This window comes from Pseudomonas putida (genome assembly GCF_028682175.1).
Classification (GTDB): domain Bacteria; phylum Pseudomonadota; class Gammaproteobacteria; order Pseudomonadales; family Pseudomonadaceae; genus Aquipseudomonas; species Aquipseudomonas putida_AD.
Window position 1 is genome coordinate 136,652 of sequence record NZ_JANHKS010000003.1, and the last position, 20,405, is coordinate 157,056.

17 protein-coding genes and 1 tRNA gene are annotated in these 20,405 nt (G+C 62.7%); 14 read left to right on the forward strand and 4 right to left on the reverse strand.

Features of this window, described 5'->3' with window-relative positions; all coding sequences use genetic code 11:
* From NPS29_RS03555 to NPS29_RS03585, 7 genes are all read left to right on the forward strand, one after another.
* On the forward strand, window positions 1-849 hold the full coding sequence (locus tag NPS29_RS03555; RefSeq protein WP_274130745.1) for an ABC transporter permease: 849 nt from the start codon (window positions 1-3) through the stop codon (window positions 847-849).
* On the forward strand, window positions 846-1,697 hold the full coding sequence (locus NPS29_RS03560) for an ABC transporter permease (protein ID WP_274130746.1): 852 nt from the start codon (window positions 846-848) through the stop codon (window positions 1,695-1,697). The genes NPS29_RS03555 and NPS29_RS03560 overlap by 4 nt, the downstream gene beginning before the upstream one ends.
* A gap of 70 nt (window positions 1,698-1,767) precedes the next feature.
* Window positions 1,768-2,919: a M24 family metallopeptidase gene (locus tag NPS29_RS03565; RefSeq protein WP_274130747.1), complete on the forward strand. Its 1,152-nt coding sequence runs from the start codon at window positions 1,768-1,770 to the stop codon at window positions 2,917-2,919.
* 10 nt (window positions 2,920-2,929) lie between these two features.
* Window positions 2,930-4,033, forward strand: a complete 1,104-nt coding sequence (locus NPS29_RS03570) for a hypothetical protein (protein WP_274130748.1) — start codon at window positions 2,930-2,932, stop codon at window positions 4,031-4,033.
* Between the two features lie 271 nt (window positions 4,034-4,304).
* On the forward strand, window positions 4,305-5,885 hold the full coding sequence (locus tag NPS29_RS03575; RefSeq protein ID WP_274130749.1) for an alpha/beta hydrolase: 1,581 nt from the start codon (window positions 4,305-4,307) through the stop codon (window positions 5,883-5,885).
* Between the two features lie 7 nt (window positions 5,886-5,892).
* Window positions 5,893-7,005 (forward strand): caspase family protein, encoded by a 1,113-nt coding sequence (locus tag NPS29_RS03580; protein WP_274130750.1) that lies wholly within the window; start codon window positions 5,893-5,895, stop codon window positions 7,003-7,005.
* Window positions 6,989-8,860 carry a hypothetical protein gene (locus NPS29_RS03585; RefSeq protein ID WP_274130751.1) on the forward strand — a complete coding sequence of 624 codons (1,872 nt, stop codon included), beginning with the start codon at window positions 6,989-6,991 and terminating at the stop codon, window positions 8,858-8,860. Before NPS29_RS03580 ends, NPS29_RS03585 begins: the two co-directional genes overlap by 17 nt.
* Window positions 8,861-8,935: 75 nt before the next feature.
* Here NPS29_RS03585 and NPS29_RS03590 read toward each other — a convergent pair.
* The 4 genes from NPS29_RS03590 to NPS29_RS03605 all read right to left on the reverse strand — a co-directional run bounded on the left by NPS29_RS03590 (window position 8,936) and on the right by NPS29_RS03605 (window position 11,077).
* Window positions 8,936-9,011, reverse strand: a tRNA-Asn gene (locus NPS29_RS03590).
* Window positions 9,012-9,083: 72 nt separating this feature from the next.
* Complete coding sequence (locus NPS29_RS03595) at window positions 9,084-9,890, reverse strand: hypothetical protein (protein ID WP_274130752.1); 807 nt, start codon at window positions 9,888-9,890, stop codon at window positions 9,084-9,086.
* A 2-nt stretch (window positions 9,891-9,892) separates the two neighbouring features.
* On the reverse strand, window positions 9,893-10,090 hold the full coding sequence (locus NPS29_RS03600; protein WP_274130753.1) for a hypothetical protein: 198 nt from the start codon (window positions 10,088-10,090) through the stop codon (window positions 9,893-9,895).
* Between the two features lie 210 nt (window positions 10,091-10,300).
* Window positions 10,301-11,077 (reverse strand): AraC family transcriptional regulator, encoded by a 777-nt coding sequence (locus NPS29_RS03605; protein ID WP_274130754.1) that lies wholly within the window; start codon window positions 11,075-11,077, stop codon window positions 10,301-10,303.
* Between the two features lie 307 nt (window positions 11,078-11,384).
* Between NPS29_RS03605 and NPS29_RS03610 the strand changes: the two genes are divergently transcribed.
* The 7 genes from NPS29_RS03610 (at window position 11,385) to phnC (ending at window position 20,397) form a co-directional block, all read left to right on the forward strand.
* Entirely contained in the window at window positions 11,385-13,019 is a 1,635-nt protein-coding gene (locus tag NPS29_RS03610) for an APC family permease (RefSeq protein WP_274130755.1), read from the forward strand.
* Window positions 13,020-13,044: 25 nt separating this feature from the next.
* A complete protein-coding gene (locus NPS29_RS03615) occupies window positions 13,045-14,058 on the forward strand; it encodes an Ldh family oxidoreductase (RefSeq protein WP_274130756.1) in 1,014 nt (337 codons plus the stop codon).
* A 49-nt stretch (window positions 14,059-14,107) separates the two neighbouring features.
* The gene (locus tag NPS29_RS03620; protein WP_274130757.1) at window positions 14,108-15,034 is read left to right on the forward strand and encodes a 4-hydroxyproline epimerase; all 927 of its coding nucleotides are present in this window, start codon (window positions 14,108-14,110) and stop codon (window positions 15,032-15,034) included.
* A gap of 82 nt (window positions 15,035-15,116) precedes the next feature.
* Window positions 15,117-16,064: a dihydrodipicolinate synthase family protein gene (locus NPS29_RS03625; RefSeq protein ID WP_274130758.1), complete on the forward strand. Its 948-nt coding sequence runs from the start codon at window positions 15,117-15,119 to the stop codon at window positions 16,062-16,064.
* A 106-nt stretch (window positions 16,065-16,170) separates the two neighbouring features.
* Entirely contained in the window at window positions 16,171-17,745 is a 1,575-nt protein-coding gene (locus tag NPS29_RS03630) for an aldehyde dehydrogenase (NADP(+)) (RefSeq protein ID WP_274130759.1), read from the forward strand.
* A 12-nt stretch (window positions 17,746-17,757) separates the two neighbouring features.
* Window positions 17,758-19,038 carry an NAD(P)/FAD-dependent oxidoreductase gene (locus tag NPS29_RS03635; protein WP_274130893.1) on the forward strand — a complete coding sequence of 427 codons (1,281 nt, stop codon included), beginning with the start codon at window positions 17,758-17,760 and terminating at the stop codon, window positions 19,036-19,038.
* Window positions 19,039-19,569: 531 nt separating this feature from the next.
* Entirely contained in the window at window positions 19,570-20,397 is an 828-nt protein-coding gene (gene phnC, locus NPS29_RS03640; protein WP_274130760.1) for a phosphonate ABC transporter ATP-binding protein, read from the forward strand.
* Window positions 20,398-20,405: the final 8 nt, after the last annotated feature.

Genomic DNA, 20,405 nt, shown 5'->3' on the forward strand with positions numbered 1-20,405 from the left:
ATGCGCATCAGTTTCCACGGCACGTTGCGCATCTATGCGCTGCTGATCCTGCCCCTGCCGTTGTTGATCGTGGTCGGCTACCTGCTGCCCACCGCGGGCGTGCTGGGCTGGAGCCTGAGCCTGCCGCAACCGGGCTTGCAGAACTACGCGACGATTCTGGACACGGCCTCGATCCACACGGTGATCTGGCGCACGCTGCGGATCTGCCTGCTGACCACGGCGATCAGCGTGACGATTGCCTACCTGATCGCCTTTCGCTGGCGCTTTGCCTCGGCCCGTGGGCGGATGTTGATCGAGCTGTTCGTGCTGCTGCCGTTCTGGCTGTCGATGCTGATCCGCGCCTTCGCCTGGCTGGTATTGCTGCGCAACGATGGCCTGGTCAACCAGGGCCTGCTGACCTTGGGGCTGGTGGATGAGCCCCTGGCGCTGGTGCGCAACGAACTGGGCGCGCTGATCGGCATGGTGCATTTCATGGTGCCCTACGCCGTCCTGCCGTTACTGTCCTCCATGGGCCAGGTGGACGACAGTCTGCTGCGCGCCTCCTCGAGCCTGGGCGCCGGACGCTGGGAAACCCTGCGCAACGTGTTCTTCCCGCTGACCCTGCCGGGGGTCGCAGCGGCGATGGCCACGGTGTTCGTGTTCAGCCTGGGGTGCTTCGTCACGCCGGCGCTGCTGGGCGGCGGCAAGGCGGCGATGCTGGCCGAGAGTATCTACATCCAGATGTTCCAGCTGTCGAACTGGGGCCTGGGCGCGGCGTTGAGCATCGTGCTGATGGCGATGGTCGCGGTCTGTGCCGTGGTGTTCGTCAAGTTGGTGGGCGTCGGGCGGTTTACCGGGAGACAGGCATGAACATGGGACGCACCTTGAGCAATCCTGCCACCGTCGCACACGAACCGCAGTCGCGCCGGCCGAAGGTGAACATCGCCCGCTGGCTGTCGATGGCTGCTATGTGGCTGGCGGCGCTGTTTCTGCTGCTGCCGATCCTGGTGATCGTGCCGTTGTCGTTCGGCGACCAGCGTTACCTGTCGTTTCCCGACGGTGCCTGGTCGCTGCGCCACTACCTGACCCTGCTGGACGGCGCCTGGCTCAGCTCGATCCTGCAAAGCCTGGGGCTGGCCGTGGTGGTGGGGGTGGTGAGCACGGTTCTGTCGTTTCTGTTCGCCACCGGCATCTGGCTGGAGCCGCGTTATCGCGTGGCGCTGACCCTGATCGTATTGCTGCCGATGATCGTGCCGCAGGTGGTGTCGGCAATGTCGATCTACTACCTGGGTGCTTCGGTCAAGCAGCTGGACTCGCTGGTCGGCGTGGGTTTCGGGCACCTGATGATGGCCTTGCCATATTCACTGATCGCCATGCTGGTGGCCTACAGCCGGCTGGACAGCAGCCTGTACAAGGCCTCCCGTTCACTGGGTGCAGGCTTGGGTTCGACCATCGTTCAGGTCTTGATGCCCAACGTGCGCGGCGGCCTGGCGGGCAGTTTCTTCATGGCGTTCATCATGTCCTGGGAGGAGGTGGTGGTGACCCTGTTCACCAGCGGCCTGAACGTCATCACCTTGCCCAAGAGAATCTGGGACGGTCTGCGCTACAACCTCGACCCGGCGATTGCCGCCGTCTCCACGCTGATGGTCTTCATCACTCTGGTGGTGCTGCTGGTGCGCATGTACCGGCATGACCGCAACGCTTCACCGGGCGGCTGACCCGCCCGGATCGACCTCTGGCTGCATCTACCTGAAAAACGCTCACCTTTTCCCTAAGGAGGGAATCGTCATGATGACTGCTTTTCCGCTGCGCACCTACCGTCAACGTATCGAGGCCGTGAAGCGACGCATGACTGCGCGCGGGCTGGACGCCCTGGTGATCAATTACCCGGACAACATCAACTACCTGACCGGTTTCGACAGCCTGGGTTTTCTCTGGTACCAGGCGCTGATCATCTCGCCGAAACTCGCGAATCCCATCTTCCTCACGCGCACCAGCGAAGAGCCTTGCACCTATGAGCTGTCGTGCCTGGAAGAGGGGATCTTCTACGACATCGCCAAACAGGACCCGCTGCGCATCGTCGCCGATTCGCTCGAAGGGCTCGGCTTGAGCCAGGGCCGTATCGGTCTGGAAATGCAGGCCTCGACCTTCAGCGCGCTGCAATACACCACGCTGCTCAAGCACATGCCCCACGCCCATTTCGAAGACGCCTCGGTGGTGGTCGCCGAAGAGCGCCTGATCAAGACCGCCGAAGAGATCGAGTACCAGCGCAGCGCCGCGCGAATGGCCGACCAGGGCATGCTCGCCGCGTTCGAGGCCCTGCGGCCGGGAATGTCCGAGGTGCAAATCTCCGGGATCGTCGCCAAGGCGCTGGGCGATGCGGGCAGCGAGTACGCAGCGATCAGCCCGATGTGCGCCACCGGCCGGCGCAGCACCATGACCCACGCCATGCCGCACCGGCTGACCATTAGCCCCGGCGATGTGGTGATCCTCGAACACGCCGGGGTGTGCAACCGCTACCACGCCATCCTGATGCGCAGCGCGGTGATCGGCAAACCGACAGCCCGAGTGCGGGAAGTCTCGACGCTGCTAACCGAAGCCTTCAACGCCGCTATCGACATCGCCAAGCCAGGCACGCCGGTGGGTGAGGCCAACCGCGTGTGCAACGCGATCCTGGACCGCATCGACCTGTCGCGCACTCGCGTACACCGCATCGGCTACAGCCTGGGGCTTGCCTATCCGCCGACCTGGCTTGAGGCGATGATGGTCGATGAGGCCGACGATCATGTGTTCCAGCCCAACATGTCGTTCTCCATCGAACCGAACCTGTCGCTCTACAGCGAAGGCTTCGGCCTGAAACTGGGCGACACGGTGTTGTGCGGCAAGGACGGCTCCAGGAGCCTGTCGGACATTCCACCTGAACTGCACGTGATTGACTGAGGACGCCGCCATGACGCCATCGATGGACGTGTTCTGGCATGACGACGTGCTGCGTCACGACACCGGCTACGGAGTGTTCGAAGCGCCACCCAGCGATTTGCTGGAATTTCAGATCCAGCACCCGGAAAGCAGCCCGCGACTGGTCAACATGCGGGCCATCCTGCACAACGGGCCGGTAGCCGGGCATCTGGCCTGGCACAGCGGGCGGCACGCGACCGATGCTGAACTGCTGCGCTTTCATACGCGCGAGTACCTGAGCCGGATTCGCGATGCCGAGCCGAACGGCAAACGCTTCAGCAGCACCACACTGATGAATCCCGGCAGCCTGCAGGGCCTGCTGGCAGCGGCGGGCACCAGCATCGCTGCCGTGGAAAAGACCCTGGCCAGCCGCCGCCCGACCATGGCCCTGGTGCGTCCGCCAGGCCACCACGCGGCACCGGACATGTGCGACGGCTACTGCTTTTTCAATAACGTTGCCGTCGCAGCCCAGGCCGCGCGGGTGGCCGGTATCGAACGGGTGGCGATCATCGATTGGGACGTGCACCACGGCAACGGCACCCAGGCCGGCTTTTACGCCGATTCCTCGGTGCTGACCGTGTCCCTGCACATGGATCACGGCGCCTGGGGTCCCAGCCATCGGCAGACTGGAGCTGTGGACGAGCGCGGCGAAGGCAAGGCGTTGGGCGGCAACCTGAACCTCCCGCTGCCCATGGGCTCGGGCGACCTGACCTATGAGCTGGCGTTCGAACGCTTCGTCAAGCCCACCGTCAGGACCTTCGCACCGCAGTTGCTGATCATCGCCAACGGCCTGGACGCCTCGCAGTTCGATCCCAACGGGCGGCAGTTGCTGACCATGCACGGCTTCAACCACCTGGCGCGGCAGGCCAGAGCGCTGGCGGACGAACTCTGCGAAGGGCGGTTGCTGATCGTTCAGGAGGGCGGCTACAACCCGGCGTACAGCGCGTTCTGCCTGCATGCCACGGTTGAGGGCTTCATAGGCAGTTCATCGACGCTCGCCGATCCGTTGGCGTATATGCCGATGTTCGAGGGCCGCAGCCGTGCCGATGTCGATGCGCTGGGGGTGGCGCTTGAGGAAGTAGGGTGGAGGTTTTGAGGCCAGATGATCCAAGAATCTGGTCGCGTAACTCTAACTTAACGCAATACTCAAAATAGTGAACCTGAACTACCCAATATGTTTCATTGGATTTACATATCGCCATAAGCAATTAAACAACTGGGAGCCATGTCGGCTCCCTGTCGTTATTTGAAAGTTGATAAAGTTTCAACTTCCGTCGCCATTTTTGCCGCAAAACCCGGTGCGTGTTCTATAAGTAAGTTCAGTATTTCGTTTATACACAACGCACCGGTTTGTCGGAGGGATTCGTATGGCCACGCCTTTGCTCGCACCCAATAAAGATAACTATCTGGTCTCTGCCAACGGCCGGCTCGGCAACCCGCCGCAAAGTGCCATTACCGAGGTCTCGCGGATACTCGACCATGCCATGCAGCAAGGGCCGGCCAAGGGTCTGGTGATCCACATGCACGGGGGACTGGTCAGCCGCGACTCCGCCTTGAATGACATAACCGCGAGGCTGACCCCGCGTTATCAGGAAGCCGGCGCCTACCCGTTGTTTTTTGTCTGGGAGTCCGGGTTCAAGGAAGCGCTGCTCAACAACAAGAGCGACATTCTCAACGACCCAGCCTTTCGGGAGTTGGTAAAGAAAGTGTCCGAGTGGGTGGTGGCAAAGATTTCCCCGGTCGGGGGCGTCAACTTCAAGGGGGCGGGAGGCGTCCCTATTACCGATGTCGACCGGTTCCGGCAAGAATATGACCGCTGGTTCGATAACCTGCGCCAGGCGCCGCCCGTAGAAGACAGCGATATTGCCGGCGACGCTCAGGCTACGACGCGGTCGAACGCCGGCATTCCCGATCTGGATGACCTGGCGAGCGATATCGAGCGGCAACTGGACGATGATCCTGAATTCAAGAGGGTGCTCGGGCGAGCCTTCAATGCCGCCAACCCGCCCGGCGTCGTGGTCACCACCAAGGGAGCCGGAACGACGGAGCGCGCCACGGTGCTGCTCATCAGTCCGGATGCACTGGATGAGATGTTCCCTGCCACTGGACCGGCTTCAACCGATGCCCGGGTCAAGACCCGGGGCGTCTTCACCTGGCTCAACGTGGCGCGCTATGCCGCCGGGATCGTGATAGCGGTCCTCAAGCGCTTTCGCAGCCATCGCGATCACGGCGTGTACTGCACCATCGTCGAGGAGGTGCTGCAGTCCGCCTACGGTGACCTGATTGGCGCCACCGTCTGGAACGCCATGAAGAAGGACACCCTGGACAGCTTCGCCGACGGCACCGACACCTGCGGCCGGTTGGTGGTGCAGAAGATCAGGGAGATGGAAAAGGCCGGCAAACAGTTCAAGAAGATCACCCTGGTCGGCCACAGCACCGGGGCGATCTACATCTGCAATTTTCTCGATGCTGCCAGGTCCGCGGGGCTGGAGACGCCGATCCAGGTGGTGTTCCTCGCACCTGCCGTGACGTGCCAGCGATTCGCCCGGGCCATCAATGACCATGAAGGCACTTATCTTCGCGACTTTCGCATGTTCGCCATGCGTGATGCCCGCGAGCAACAGGACGCGATGCTCAAGCCGCTTTACACGCGCAGCCTGCTGTATTTCGTCTCGGGGTTGCTGGAGGGCAATGACGTGGACGGCAAGTGGACCTCGGAGGAGGACATGCCGCTGGTGGGAATGGAGCGCTTCTTCACGCAAGCCGCTTTCAGCAACGATGCGCAGGTGCAGAAGGTCTGGCAGTTCTTCAATGCCAAGGCCAATCGTCTGGTCTGGTCCAGGGCGGCGGACGCGGGGGTCGGTCTGAATAGCGATTCGCAGCACCATGGCGATTTCGACAATGACGAATCCACCCTGATTTCCTTGATGAACATCATCCGGGGGTGAGCGGCCCATGGCTACCGACGATCGCGCAATCCTGGTGGGCATCGCCCGCTATCGCGACAGCGACTTGTTCCCCACCCTCGACGGTCCGTTGAACGACATCGAGCGGGTCCGGGACTGGCTGACCGACCCGCAGGGTGCCGCTGTGCCCGGCGGCAATGTGGTGACCTTGACCACGCCCCAGGAATTGCTGGCGCTACCCGGAACCGGCTGGCCGGAGAGCACCGTCTGGTCGCCCAACGCCTGGTCGTTCTCCCAGGAGTTCAACAGGATCGCTTTTGACGACAAAGGCGAGCCGTTGCGCCGCAAGAGCCGTCTCTACCTGTACTTCTCGGGGCATGGCTTCTCGCTCAGTGAGGACGGCTACCCCAGTGCCGCATTGTTCAGCGCCGACAACTACGGGAGCATCCATTCCAATCTTGCGGGGTCCGTATACGCTGCCGCCATCAAGCGCGCCGGGCTGTTCAGCGAAGTGGTGCTGATCATGGACTGTTGTCGCGACGTGTTCGGCAACTTCACCTACAACCCACCCAGTTTCAATCGTGTGGAAAACAGCGCTGCCGAGAACACCAAGGTCTATGCGCTGTATGCAGCACCCAGGCGAGGCAAATCCCAGGAACGCGAGCTGCCAGGCTCCAACGGCAAGGTGGTCGGCTTGATGACCGATGCCTTCCTGCGGGCGCTGGAAGATGCGCCCAGCGATGTGGCGGGCTGCGTGGCAGGGCAGGTGCTGACTCGGGTGATGACCTATAACTGGGCCAACTGGTACCCGGTCAACCCGCTGCCTCCGGCACCGCGCAGCGTGCCTCCCGATCAGGGTGACATCTACTTCAAGTCCCGGCGCACGCTCAATGCCGTTACCTTCACGAGCACCACGGCGCTGGTGCCAGGCAGCTCGCTGTACCTGCGTTCAGACCTGTGGAACGCCATCGCCACAGTCGGAGCGTCGTCCCTCATCTGGCGCGACACCGCCTACAGCTGGCAGCAGGAAATTGCGCTCAGCCCATCGGCGGACGGCGGGCAGCAATTCACCCTGATCCTTCCGACCGGCGATCACACACTACTCGTCGGCACGGGGACCCACAGTTTTGATCCGGGGGTGAACAATGCCATCGCCCTTTGAGCCGGAAAACCAACCTCTCGAGCCGGACGCCGAAGGGCGAGTCCGCGAACGAGACGATGAAGAGATCGAGGCGCCAGCCCCGGTGGCATGGCAGGTCCCGGGCGGGGAAAACGTCAGGGTGCGATTCACGTCCAGTGCCGATGCATCGGAGCTTTATCTGGTCAACCGAGGCTACGCGCTGATTGCCAAGGGCGTCGGTGTGCTCGATCTGCAACTGGAGCCCGGTCAATACAAGATGCGGCAGCGCATCGGCTACTGCGAGAGTGTCCAGGACGTAGACATATCGGATCATTCGGACTGGATGGACGTGGAGCTGCCAGCCCTGGCATTCCCTTCGCCGATTCCGCTGCCTGGAACCTCACTGGCCGATGCCGGCTTGCCACGACCTTTTTCGCTGGGGACAGGCAACTTCCGCTTCGTGCTCAGGGCACCCATCGACGCAGGCTCGCAGCTCGATACGGCCACCGCCGAGCACATGCGCGAAGAAATGCGCTGCCTGCGAATCGAGCGTTTCGATGGCGCCAAGTCCTGGCCGATGAGCGACGCCCGAACGCTGCCCGAAGCGCCCGGCGTGCTGGTGTTCGATACGACGCTGCCTGCGGGCGGGTACGTGATCGTCCAGCAGCGCGAAGAGCGGCGTCAGCTGTGTCTGCCGGTATTGATGCTGCCGGGCCAGGTGACCGCCGTGTTCAGCCTGGCACTCAAGGATGAAACGGCGCGGGGTGAGGAGCGATTATCCGTGGCGGTCGAACTCGACCATGCGGCCATCGCCATGCTGTCAGCCAATGCGCTGGAGCTGCACTACGAGGCGAGCCTGTTCCGGCTGGAAGCTGCGAGAAAGGGGCTAGGCGCTGGGCGACGGGTCTATGGCTGGAGCGGCCCGGATGATGTCGAAAACATCCTGCTGACCTTGATGGACCTGCAGTTGGGGCTGCGGTCACTGACGGCGCCGGTCAACGAACCCGGCGAGCTGGCCCCCGGACATGCGCAGCCGGCACCAGAGGTCGATCCCGGCGGTTTGAAGGCTCGAGTACAGCAGCTTGGCGCGCAGGTGGGGCAGGGCAATGCCGATGTCAGCGCCCTGGGATACGCGCTGAAACTGACAGATGCCCAGACGCGCGGCCCCACCCTGACCGCGCCGCCGTTGCTCAGGCGCAGTTGGGATCAGTTGCTGGCGACACCCGGTGGCAACGAGTTGCTCTGCGAGTTGATGGACTTCGCGTTCCAGACAGAGCCGAGCAGTACCTGGTTTCTGTGGAGTGAGGTGCCTGGGGTGAGGACTGCGGCGTTGGTGGAACCGCCCAAGCCGAGTGCAGCGACGAACGATGAAATCGGCATCGCCAGCCGCATACCTCAAGTCACGCTCATGTCCGCGTTCAAGGACATCCTGGTATCGGCGCTGCATCTGGGGCGCCGCGTCATCGACTTGAACCTTATGCGCAACCGGCCGGTTGAAGACGCCCAAGAGCATGAAAGTCCAATGAGCATCGACAGCGTCGAGGCCATTCTGGCAGCGTTGATCGCCAACAAGGCGTTCATCACCTGGCTCAATCAGGTGCAACTGGATGTTCAGGCAGATGACAAGGTGTTTGCCGACGAGTCAATGAACCGGTTGTTTCACAACCTGCGCACGCTCTGCGACCCCAACCTCGTCAGCATGCTGGGTGCCCGGGCCGTTGCGAGGCAGGTGTTGACGACCTTGCGTCTTCCCCAGCGTCGCGTGATCGAACTGGTCAAGGAACTGATCAGGTGGATCGTGGGGAAGGTGCCGGATTCCGATCGCCAGGTCATCCTGGCCGCGCTGCAGCAGGCGGCCGGCTCCGTGCAGATCTGGCTGAAGGCAGGGAAGGGGTAGTATCGCGTTCGACCGGAGCTTTCCGTGCACAAACAAAAAAGGCCAGCTATGCGCTGGCCTTTTCAGTATTACGTTTGGCTCCACGACCTGGACTCGAACCAGGGACCCAGTGATTAACAGTCACTTGCTCTACCAACTGAGCTATCGCGGAATGAGCGCTATCTTACTGATTAAAAAAGGGAAGTCAAGCACGCGGATGAAAAAAATCATAAACATCATCGTGTTAGCCGGAAATCGTGCTGCCGGCTGACAACAAACGCTGCCGCAGGCATTTCCTGTTGACCGTCCTGACATGCGCGGCCCGCACAGCGGAGAAGTCCTTCCAGTGCTCGGGCTTCCAGGGCGTGGCAGTCAGCACATTTTCTGCTCGCAAGACTATGCGGATCGTATCGCGGTCAGGGTATGTCGTGGTCAGTTTCAACTCCAGCGTGTCCTTGTCCCGATAGCCGCTGAGCATCGGCACGAAACTGAAGGTACTTTGCGGGGACTCCTTTTCGCTGGCTTCGCCGAGCGAGTCCACAAGCCCGACGTAAACCTTGCGATCGTTCATGGTCAGCATCAGGATCTGGCGCGTTTTCGACACAGAGTCGAAGAGCAGTTCCCCCAGTGGCGTGTCCAGCAGCAAACGAGTCCGGTGATAGGCAGAGGCTGATCCGAAACCTGTGTACCTGCCTCTGAGAAAACCCAGGAATCGTGCAGCGAGAGTCCAGAGGGCCGGGGTGAAAATCGTCAGGACTGCCACTTCCAGCACAAACGCGTGATGAGCCGCAGAGGCAGCGCTGGAATAACCCAGATCGACAAGTATCAGCCCGATCCGGCCTTGCAGGTCACACCATTCGAGAAACCGGTCGAGGGCGGTGGCCGTGCTGCAGGCAATGAGGGCAAACAGCACGCAATACAAGCCAAGTTTGGCGACCAGCAGGTAAAGCAGCTGGCCGTCATAGCGATGTAGGCGGCAGAAGTAGTAAGGGTGGTTCATGCAGACGAGGTAGCCACTCACCAGAATCGGGAGTATGAGAAGCAACCCCATGCTCAGGCTTGCTTGGCGACGATCTGCTCAGCGATTTTCTGAGCGTCTTTGTAGCTGTCGGAGTTGTAGATTTCCTGAAGGTCCTGCTTGAGCATGCCGCGACCTACGATGTGAAGGTTCTTCACGCCACCCCTGGCCTTCATGTACATGTCCTTCTCGTCCAGAATTCCGAGGAATCTCATGACGGCTGCAAGTGACATACGCGTTCTCCTTTTCGATGTTCGGAGCTTCGCATCGGCCCTCTGCACTGTCAAACCGCCGGCTGTCCTGACGAAGGGGAGAACGCTGGCAGTGGTCCGCCCCGCAACCGGCGAACCCCAGGTTTTACGGGGTCTACAGCCCGATCATCGCGGCTGGTGTAGGACAGCATCCAGGCAAGCCGATGTGTTTCGCGATGTTGTATCGCGCGCTCACTCCCGCCCGGTCGCCTGGCGGTACTGCCTTGGCGTAAACCCGGTCAGCGCCTTGAACTGCCGGCTGAAGGCGCTATGGTCGGTGTAGCCGCACTGGATGGCGACATCGGTGATGGGCAGGTCGGTCAGCAGCAGGCGGTGGGCGTTTTCCAGGCGCACCTTCTGGATCATCTGGCGTGGCGTCAGGTGGAACACGCGCTTGCAGTAACGTTCCAGTTGCGCCACGGAGATTCCGGCGATGCGGGTCAGCTCCGAGAGGCTGATGGGCCGGTAGAAGTGGGTGCGGATGAAGTCGTCCACGGCGGCCAGGCGCTGGTAGGCCGGGTGCATGTCGCTGGCCGTTTGCAGGTCTACCGAGATGCCCATCAGGCCTATGATTTCCCCGGCGCGGTTATATAAGGGGCGTTTGTGGGTCATGCACCAGCCCGGTTCCCGGCTGCCGTACAAGTGCAGTTCAAGTTGGTCTTCGAGTATCTCGCCCCGTTCAAGTACGCGCTGATCCTGTTCGGTATAGCCGGGGCCGAACTGTGCCGGGAATACATCGGCGCTGGTCTTGCCCAACAAGGGTTTCAACTGTTTGAGCCCGCAGCGTTCCACCAGGGTGCGGTTGGCCAGTACATAACGCGCCTGATCGTCCTTGATGAAGATCGCGGCGTTGGGGATCACGTCCAGCATCGGCAATAGCAAGGCGACCCCGGCAAGCAGTTGCTCGATGTTTTCCGGGCGGTGCAGTTCGTTGCCGTGCAGCAAGATGTCCAGGGCGTTGTGCGCCATTTTGCGACTCCGTGATGCCGTCCATGAGCGGTCGGGAGGTCAGCTTGCATCATGCTTTGCAGACTGTCGAGTGGCGTGCCAGAGCGTTCTGGCGGCGCGCGGGGATTTTTCGAATTGTGCCGATTTCGTCATGGCACGCAGGCGAAAGCATCAAGCGCGGGGGTGGGGTTTGGGTTCACTCTATGCCCATCGAATGCAGCCGAAAATTCAATAAGACAGCGGCGGTTACTCCACGCATTGACGATCCGCAACAGCGAATCAAGCCTCATGAAACTGCCGATTCAATAACACACAAAAAGGCAAAACGATGTCAGGTAACGGTAAGTTCAAAAAACAACTTTCACTGATAGACCTCACGTTTATCGGACTGGGCGCCATTTTTGGCTCGGGTTGGTTGTTTGCAGCCAGTCATGTCTCTGCGATTGCAGGGCCTGCAGGTATTTTTTCCTGGGTGCTGGGCGGTTTTGCCGTGCTGTTGCTGGGTATCGTTTATTGCGAACTGGGCGCGGCATTGCCCCGTGCAGGTGGCGTGATTCGCTACCCGGTCTACTCCCACGGCCCGTTGCTGGGCTACCTGATGGGGTTCATCACCCTGATCGCCTTTACAAGCCTGGTGGCGATTGAAGTGGTGGCCTCGCGTCAATACGCGGCGGCCTGGTTTCCCGAACTGACCAAGGCAGGTTCAAGCGACCCGACCGCCATCGGCTGGCTGGTGCAGTTCGGCCTGCTGTGCCTGTTTTTCTGGCTGAACTATCGCAGCGTGAAAACCTTCGCCAAGGCCAACAACCTCATCAGCGTGTTCAAGTTCATCGTGCCGCTGCTGGTGATCGGTGTGCTGTTCGCGTTCTTCAAGCCGCAGAATCTGACCAGCCAGGGCTTTGCGCCGTTCGGCATGTCGGGCATTGAGATGGCGGTCTCGGCGGGCGGGATCATCTTTGCCTACCTGGGGCTGACGCCGATCATTTCGGTGGCCAGCGAGGTGAAGAACCCGCAGCGCACCATTCCTTTTGCGCTGATCCTGTCGGTGCTGCTGTCCACCGCGATCTATGTGCTGTTGCAACTGGCCTTCGTCGGCAGCGTGCCAACCGAGATGCTCGCCAACGGCTGGGCCGCGGTCAGCAAGGAACTGGCGCTGCCTTATCGCGATATCGCCCTGGCCTTGGGTGTGGGTTGGCTGGCGTACCTGGTGGTGGCCGATGCGATGATCTCCCCGAGCGGTTGCGGCAACATCTACATGAACGCTACCCCGCGTGTCATCTATGGCTGGGCGCAGACCGGTACCTTCTTCAAGATTTTCACCCGCATCGACGAAGAGTCCGGCATCCCGCGCCCGGCGCTGTGGCTGACCTTCGGGCTGTCGGTGTTCTGGACCCTGCCATTCCCGTCGTGGGAAGCGCTGATCAACGTGGTGTCCGCTGCGCTGATTCTCAGCTACGCCGTGGCGCCGGTGTCGGTCGCTGCATTGCGTCGCAACGCTCCCGACATGCCGCGGCCGTTCCGGGTCAAGTGCATGGGCGTCATGGGGCCGCTGTCGTTCATCATCGCCGCGCTGATCGTCTACTGGTCGGGCTGGAGCACGGTCTCCTGGCTGCTGGGCCTGCAAATCGTGATGTTCGTGATCTACCTGCTGTGCGGCCGGTTCGTCCCGACCCAGCACCTGAGCCTGGGCCAGCAAGTCCGCTCATCGTTGTGGCTGATCGGCTTCTACGCAGTGACCATCGTGCTTTCCAAGCTGGGCAGTTTTGGCGGCATCGGTGCCATCAGCCATCCGTTCGACACCCTGGTGGTGGCGGCCTGTGCGCTGGGCATCTATTACTGGGGAGCGGCGACCGGCGTGCCGGCGCACTTGGTCAACCTGGACGATGACGACGAAAGCGAAGCGGTTGCCGAACCCCGTGCCGGGCTGCGGCCTGTGGGCGGGCGCGCGCAGCATGCGTCCTGAAACCCGGACTAGTGGAGAGCAGAGCATGAGCGATACCGTCCATCTGAGTCTCGCACAGGTCCACGACCTGGCGATGCGCGCACTGATCCATAACGGCATGGGCGAAGACCACGCCCGGGCGATTGCCCAGGTCATCACCCAGGGCCAGCGTGACGAATGCCATTCCCATGGCTTGTACCGGGTGCTGGTGTGCGTGGGCTCGCTGCGTTCGGGCAAGGTATCGCCGGTGGCACAACCCACTGTGAGCCATCCGGCACCGTCGATCATCAACATCGATGCGCACCGCGCCTATTCGCTGCTCGCCTTGGAGACCGGCGTGCCGCTGCTGGTCGAGCAGGCCCGTGCCTTGGGTGTGGCCGCGCTGGTGATTCGCAACTGTTTTCACTTCTCGGCGCTGTGGCCGGAAGTCGAAGCCATCGCCGCCCACGGGCTGGTAGGCATGGCGATGACCCCGAGCCACGCCTGGGTTGCGCCCCACGGCGGCAGCAAGGGTGTGTTCGGCACTAACCCTCTGGCCTTTGCCTGGCCGCGTCCGGGGCAGGAGCCGTTCGTGTTCGACTTCGCCACCAGTGCGATTGCCCGTGGCGACATCGAGCTGCATGCCCGGCAAGGCAAGCCGATCCCGCTGGGCTGGGGACTGGATGCCGAGGGCACGCCCACCACCGATGCCCAGGCGGCACTCGGGGGCGCGATGCAGACGTTTGGCGGTCACAAGGGTTCGGCGCTGGCGGCAATGATCGAATTGATGGCCGGGGCGCTGATCGGCGACATGACCAGCGCTCAGTCCCTGACCTTCGACGGCGGTGCGGGCGCCACGCCCTGCCACGGCGAATTGTTGCTGGCCTTCGACCCCAAACGCTTCCTCGGCGACGACCTGGAGCAGGGCCTGCAAAGCGCCGAGCAATTGTTCGGCGCGATTACCCAACAGGGCGCGCGCCTGCCTTCGCAGCGACGTTTTGCGGCGCGCCAGCGCTCGGAGCGCGACGGGGTTTTCGTCGACAGCCAGTTGATACACGACATCGAACAATTGTTGGTCTGACCGACCGCCACACATTCCATTAAGGCTCAGCCTCAGAAAGGAAGGGTTCATGAAAAAAGTACAGGTGATCGATTCCCATACCGGCGGTGAACCGACGCGGCTGGTGATGAAGGGCTTCCCGCAACTGTCCGGGAGCACCATGGCCGAAAAGCGTGACTCGCTGCGCAGCGAACATGATCAGTGGCGCCGCGCGTGCCTGCTCGAACCGCGGGGCAATGACGTACTGGTCGGCGCGCTGTACTGCGAGCCGGTCTCGCCGGACGCCACCTGCGGGGTGATCTTCTTCAACAACACCGGCTACCTGGGCATGTGCGGGCACGGCACCATCGGCCTGGTCAATTCCCTGGCCTATCTGGGGCTTATCGGTCCGGGCGTGCACAAGATCGACACTCCGGTGGGCCAGGTCAGCGCCACGCTGCACGATGACGGCGCCGTGACCATCGGCAACGTGCCGTCCTGGCGCTATCGCCAGCAGGTGGCAGTGGAAGTGCCGGGCCACGGTCGCGTGCTGGGCGACATCGCCTACGGCGGCAACTGGTTCTTCCTGGTCTCGGACCACGGCAAGACCCTGGACATGAGCAACGTCGAGCACCTGACCGAATACACCTGGACCATGCTCAAGGCCCTGGAAGAGCAGGGCATCACCGGCGAAGGCGGTGCGCTGATCGACCACATCGAACTGTTCGCCGACGACGCCCAGGCCGACAGCCGCAACTTCGTGATGTGTCCCGGCAAGGCCTATGACCGCTCGCCATGCGGCACCGGTACCAGCGCCAAACTCGCGTGCCTGGCCGCCGACGGCAAGCTAGAAGCCGGCAAGACCTGGGTACAGGCCAGCATCACCGGCAGCCAGTTTCAGGGCCGCTTCGAATGGGAAGGCGAGCGCATCCGGCCTTTCATTCGCGGCCAGGCCTTCATGACCGCCGACAGCACGCTGCTGATCGACGAGCAGGACGCTTTCGCGTGGGGCATCTGAGCCCTGCGCCCGATGCCGCCTGGGCGGCGCAACACACCCTATCGATCTGAACGCACTATTTAAACGAACAAGGAGCAACCCCATGAGCGACAACATCTTCACCGGCTGCATGCCCGCCCTGATGACCCCGTGCACCGCCGACCGCAAGCCGGACTTCGATGCGCTGGTCAAGAAAGGCCGCGAACTGATCGATATCGGTATGAGCGCCGTGGTGTATTGCGGTTCCATGGGTGACTGGCCGCTGCTGACCGAAGCCGAGCGCCAGGAAGGCGTGGCGCGCCTGGTGGCCGCTGGCATTCCAACCGTGGTCGGCACCGGTGCCGTGAACACCCGTGAGGCGGTGTCCCATGCAGCCCATGCCGCCAAGGTCGGCGCCGCCGGCCTGATGGTCATTCCGCGCGTGCTGTCCCGTGGTGCTTCGCTGACCGCGCAGAAGTCGCACTTCTCGGACATCCTCAAGGCAGCGCCGAACCTTCCAGCGGTGATCTACAACAGCCCTTACTACGGTTTCGCCACCCGCGCCGACCTGTTCTTCGAACTGCGCCGCGAGCACAAGAACCTGATCGGCTTCAAAGAGTTCGGCGGTGCTGCCGACATGCGTTACGCGGCGGAAAACATCACCTCCCAGGATGACGAAGTGATCCTGATGGTCGGCGTCGACACCCAAGTGGTGCATGGTTTCGTCAACTGCGGCGCCACCGGTGCGATCACCGGTATCGGCAACGCGCTGCCACGCGAAGTGCTGACCCTGGTTGCCCTGAGCAAGAAAGCCGCGGCGGGTGACGCCAAGGCCCGCCGTCAGGCTCGTGAGCTGGAAGCCGCCCTGGGTGTGCTGTCGTCCTTCGACGAAGGCTGCGATCTGGTGCTGTTCTACAAGCACCTGATGGTGCTCAACGGCGACAAGGAATACACCTTGCACTTCAACGAATCGGACAAGCTCAGCGAAGCCCAGCGCGGTTACGCCGAAGCGCAGTACACCTTGTTCCGCAACTGGTACGCCAACTGGTCGGCCGAGCAGAACCTGGCCTGATAGCCGCTGTGCAGGCGGCGCCCCGGCGGGCGTCGCCTTTTGTTCTGGTTCCCGTGGTGCGTCCATCGAGCGCCACTGCATCTTCTCTTTTTTTCAAGGACATCCCATGACCCTCACAGGCAACATGGTGGTCGGCCAGCACGCCGTTTCCGGCACCGGCGAAGCGATCCGCGCCATCGATCCAGCCACCGGCCAGGACCTCGAACCCGCTTATCCGGGCGGCACTGCCGAACACGTGGCGCAAGCCTGTGCACTGGCATGGGCAGCGTTTGATACTTTCCGCGAGACGTCCCTTGCATCCCGCGCCGAGTTTCTGGAAACCATCGCCAGCGAGATCGAGGCCCTGGGCGACGAACTGGTGGATCGCGCGACGCTGGAAACCGGCCTGCCACGCGCCCGTATCCAGGGTGAACGCGGCCGCACCTGCCACCAGTTGCGTACTTTCGCCCGGACTGTGCGGGCCGGTGAGTGGCTGGACGTGCGGGTCGACACTGCCATGCCGGAGCGTCAGCCGCTGCCACGCGCCGATTTGCGTCAGCGTCAGGTGCCGCTGGGGCCGGTGGCCGTGTTCGGTGCCAGCAACTTCCCGTTGGCGTTTTCCGTGGCCGGTGGCGACACCGCGTCTGCGCTGGCTGCCGGTTGCCCGGTGGTGGTCAAGGCCCACAGCGCTCATCCCGGCACCAGCGAGCTGGTAGGGCGGGCGGTGGCGAAGGCGGTCAAACACTGCAACCTGCCCGAGGGCGTGTTCTCCCTGTTATACGGCTCGGGGCGCGAAGTGGGTACCGCGCTGGTCACCGATCCACGCATCAAGGCGGTGGGCTTCACTGGCTCGCGCAGTGGTGGCATCGCCTTGTGCCAGGCGGCGCAGAATCGTCCCGAGCCCATTCCGGTGTACGCGGAAATGAGTTCGATCAATCCGGTGTTCCTGTTTCCGGCGGCCTTGCAGGCACGCGCCGAGGCGCTGGCGCAAGGCTTCGTGGCTTCCTTGAACCAGGGGGCAGGGCAGTTCTGCACCAATCCGGGTCTGGTGATTGCGCGCCAGGGGCCGGACCTTGAGCGGTTCATCGCCGCAGCGGCGGGCCAGGTGCAGAACAGCCCGCCGCAGACCATGCTCACCCCTGGCATCTTCAGTGCCTACGAGGCCGGTGTCGCGGCGTTGGCTGAACAGGTCAGCCAGCCGGCCACCGCCGGGCTTGCGGCGCAGGGTCCGAACCAGTGCCAGACCCATCTGTTCGTCACCCACGCTCGGGACTTTCTCGCCAACCACGCCTTGCAGGCGGAGATTTTCGGTGCAGCTTCGTTGGTGGTGCAGTGCGAGAGCGACGAGCAGGTGCGTGAAGTGGCCGAGCATCTGGAAGGCCAGTTGACCGCCACGCTGCACCTGGATGATGAGGATGTGCAGGCGGCCCGCGCCTTGTTGCCGACCCTGGAGCGCAAGGCCGGGCGCCTGCTGGCCAACGGCTGGCCGACCGGTGTCGAAGTGTGCGATGCCATGGTTCATGGCGGGCCGTTCCCGGCCACCTCCGATGCGCGCTCGACGTCTGTCGGTACGGCGGCGATCCTGCGGTTCCTGCGTCCGGTGTGCTACCAGGATTTCCCCGACAGCCTGCTGCCCGATGCCTTGCAGTTCGCCAACCCGCTGCAGTTGCGGCGTTTGCTCGACGGCCAGAGAGAGGGCTGAGAAGTCATGCCGATGCCCAATACCCGCGACACCGCTCAGCCCGATCACATCGCCGATATCGCCGTGGTGGGAGCGGGCATCGTCGGCGTCGCCTGTGCGCTGCTGCTGGCCCGCCAGGGCAAGCACGTGATGGTTCTGGACCATCAGGAACCCGGTCGCGGTGCGTCCTACGGCAACGCCGGACACCTGGCGACCGAGCAGGTCTTTCCCATCGCAGACGCCTCGGTTCTCAAGCGTCTGCCGGCGATGCTGCTGGACCCCATGGGGCCGTTGCGCCTGGACTGGAAATACATGCCGCGCGCCGTGCCCTGGTTCACCCGGCTGTTGCTCAACCTTCGGCCCGAGCCGTTCCGCCGTACCGTGGCGGGCATCCGCGCGTTGAACGAAGGCAGCCTGGCGGCCTGGCACAGGTTGCTGGGAGCCATTGGCCGGGAGCAATTGATGAAGGAGGACGGCTCGCTGCTGGTGTTCGAACGCAACGAATCCCGTCAGGCTCTGGATCAGCTTCAGGCACGCATGGCAGAGCAGGGCGTGCCGGTGGAATTCTGGAGTGGCAGCGCCATTCAGCAGGCCGCGCCGCAACTGAGCGAGAGCATTCAGGGCGGGCTGTTCTTTCCCGCCACCGGACATTTCATCGACCCTTATCTGTTGGTCACCGAGCTGGTGCAAGCGGCCAGGGAAAGCGGCGTGCAGTTTCTCAAACGCAAGGTTTCAGGGGGGCGGGTACAGGCCAGCGGCGTGTCGCTGGACACCGATCAGGGCAAGGTCAATGCCCGTCAGGTGTTGATCGCCTGTGGCGCTCATTCGGCCGAGTTGACCCAGGTGCTGACGGGCAAGAAAGTGCCGCTGGACACCGAGCGTGGTTACCACCTGATGCTGCCCCACGAGCACAATCGCCTGCCGTTCGCCGTCACCTCCCTTGAACGAAAGTTCATCATGACGCCCATGGCCGAAGGCTTGCGACTGGCCGGTACCGTGGAATTCGCAGGGCTTGAAAGCCCACCGAACATGCAACGGGCCTGGCAGTTGCAGCGCCTGAGCCAGGGGCTGTTCAAGCAGGATCTGGACGCCAGCGATGCCACGCCGTGGATGGGCTTTCGCCCCTCGTTGCCCGATTCGCTGCCGGTGATCGACAGCGCCTGCGACGGCAAGGTGCTGCTCGCGTTCGGCCACCAACACCTGGGCCTGACCCAGGCAGCGATCACCGCCGAGATGGTGCTCGAGTGGGTGCCCGGTTGCAGCGTGCAGCCGGGGTTGCCGGCACCGGAGGCGTATCGGCTGGGGCGCTTCTGACATCGCTCGATGTGCTGCTACGGGGTGCGTGGTGTTTGCGCCAGGCTTGCCCCCGTAGGAGCGCGCTTGCCCGCGACGGCGGCTTGTCAATCGGCGCAGCGGTCAATAAATGACTGCAATCGCGGGCAAGCGCGCTCCTACAAGATTGAGGTCAACCGTCACCGTAGCAGCACCGGATCCAACCAGCCGTTTTGATCTTGCCGTTGCTTTGATCAAATCGCGCCTGTTTCACCTGTCACAAAAAAATATTCATTTCTTCTCATGTCCCTCTGGCGCCCACGCGCAGGCAAGGCCGCTTGCACTTGTCTATACCGCACGTCCTCTAGATCAACGCCTGTGGCAAAGATGTCGACAACATCGGCGAAATGGCGACTATCAAAACGCCATCTCAATATGACAGTCCAGTCATTTCCTGTTCATCGAAACGCCACGGAGCACCACTAATGTCAGTCGCACCCAACGGCCCGGGACGGTCGTGCGGTTGAACATTCACCTGGCAGGAAGCCAGCACCCCAAGACAAGAGAAGCCCCATGAACGCAGCTATCCATGTCGACCGCTTGAACAAGACATTCGCTCGCAAGACCGCTCTGGTTGACCTTGCATTGTCTATACAACCCGGGGAAATGGTGGCGCTGATCGGCGCTTCCGGGTCGGGCAAATCCACCCTGTTGCGACACCTGGCCGGGCTGGCCTGTTGCGATCGCAGCAACGGCGGCAGCGTGCGCGTACTGGGCCGCGAAGTGCAGGCTTCAGGCCGACTCAACGGCAAGGTACGCCGCCTGCGTGCCGATATCGGCTACATCTTCCAGCAGTTCAATCTGGTCAACCGCCTGAGCGTGCTGGACAACGTCCTGCTCGGTTGCCTGGGCCGCATGCCGCGCTGGCGTGGCAGCCTGGGCCTGTTCAATGCCGAGGAGAAGGACCGCGCCCTGTCCAACCTGGCGCGAGTGGGGCTGGCGGACTTCGCCCATCAACGCGCCTCCACGCTCTCCGGCGGCCAGCAGCAACGCGTAGCCATCGCCCGTGCGCTGACCCAGCAGGCTGAGGTGATTCTGGCCGATGAACCCATTGCCTCGCTGGACCCCGAGTCTGCGCGCAAGGTCATGGAAATCCTCGCCGACATCAACCGCCAGGACGGCAAGACCGTGGTCGTGACCCTGCATCAAGTGGATTACGCCGTGCGTTATTGCCCCCGCGCCGTGGCCCTCAAGGGCGGGCGCATTCATTTCGACGGCAACGGCGCCGACCTCAGCGGCCAGTTCCTCAACGATCTCTACGGCGCCGATGCCGACACCACCCTGATGTTCGCCGATCAGGGCCGCAGCAAGGGCCGCCCGCCAAAGCTGGCACTGGCCTGACGGCTTCA

Bases quoted from the DNA above. Each gene is read 5' to 3' on its own strand.
- NPS29_RS03585 (WP_274130751.1), top strand. From the start codon at position 6,989: ATGCCATCGCCCTTTGAGCCGGAAAACCAACCTCTCGAGCCGGACGCC.
- NPS29_RS03560 (WP_274130746.1), top strand. From the start codon at position 846: ATGAACATGGGACGCACCTTGAGCAATCCTGCCACCGTCGCACACGAA.
- NPS29_RS03575 (WP_274130749.1), top strand. From the start codon at position 4,305: ATGGCCACGCCTTTGCTCGCACCCAATAAAGATAACTATCTGGTCTCT.
- NPS29_RS03555 (WP_274130745.1), top strand. From the start codon at position 1: ATGCGCATCAGTTTCCACGGCACGTTGCGCATCTATGCGCTGCTGATC.
- NPS29_RS03625 (WP_274130758.1), top strand. From the start codon at position 15,117: ATGAGCGACAACATCTTCACCGGCTGCATGCCCGCCCTGATGACCCCG.
- NPS29_RS03570 (WP_274130748.1), top strand. From the start codon at position 2,930: ATGACGCCATCGATGGACGTGTTCTGGCATGACGACGTGCTGCGTCAC.
- NPS29_RS03600 (WP_274130753.1), bottom strand. From the start codon at position 10,090: ATGTCACTTGCAGCCGTCATGAGATTCCTCGGAATTCTGGACGAGAAG.
- phnC (WP_274130760.1), top strand. From the start codon at position 19,570: ATGAACGCAGCTATCCATGTCGACCGCTTGAACAAGACATTCGCTCGC.
- NPS29_RS03610 (WP_274130755.1), top strand. From the start codon at position 11,385: ATGTCAGGTAACGGTAAGTTCAAAAAACAACTTTCACTGATAGACCTC.
- NPS29_RS03635 (WP_274130893.1), top strand. From the start codon at position 17,758: ATGCCCAATACCCGCGACACCGCTCAGCCCGATCACATCGCCGATATC.
- NPS29_RS03595 (WP_274130752.1), bottom strand. From the start codon at position 9,890: ATGGGGTTGCTTCTCATACTCCCGATTCTGGTGAGTGGCTACCTCGTC.
- NPS29_RS03580 (WP_274130750.1), top strand. From the start codon at position 5,893: ATGGCTACCGACGATCGCGCAATCCTGGTGGGCATCGCCCGCTATCGC.
- NPS29_RS03605 (WP_274130754.1), bottom strand. From the start codon at position 11,077: ATGGCGCACAACGCCCTGGACATCTTGCTGCACGGCAACGAACTGCAC.
- NPS29_RS03615 (WP_274130756.1), top strand. From the start codon at position 13,045: ATGAGCGATACCGTCCATCTGAGTCTCGCACAGGTCCACGACCTGGCG.
- NPS29_RS03565 (WP_274130747.1), top strand. From the start codon at position 1,768: ATGATGACTGCTTTTCCGCTGCGCACCTACCGTCAACGTATCGAGGCC.
- NPS29_RS03630 (WP_274130759.1), top strand. From the start codon at position 16,171: ATGACCCTCACAGGCAACATGGTGGTCGGCCAGCACGCCGTTTCCGGC.
- NPS29_RS03620 (WP_274130757.1), top strand. From the start codon at position 14,108: ATGAAAAAAGTACAGGTGATCGATTCCCATACCGGCGGTGAACCGACG.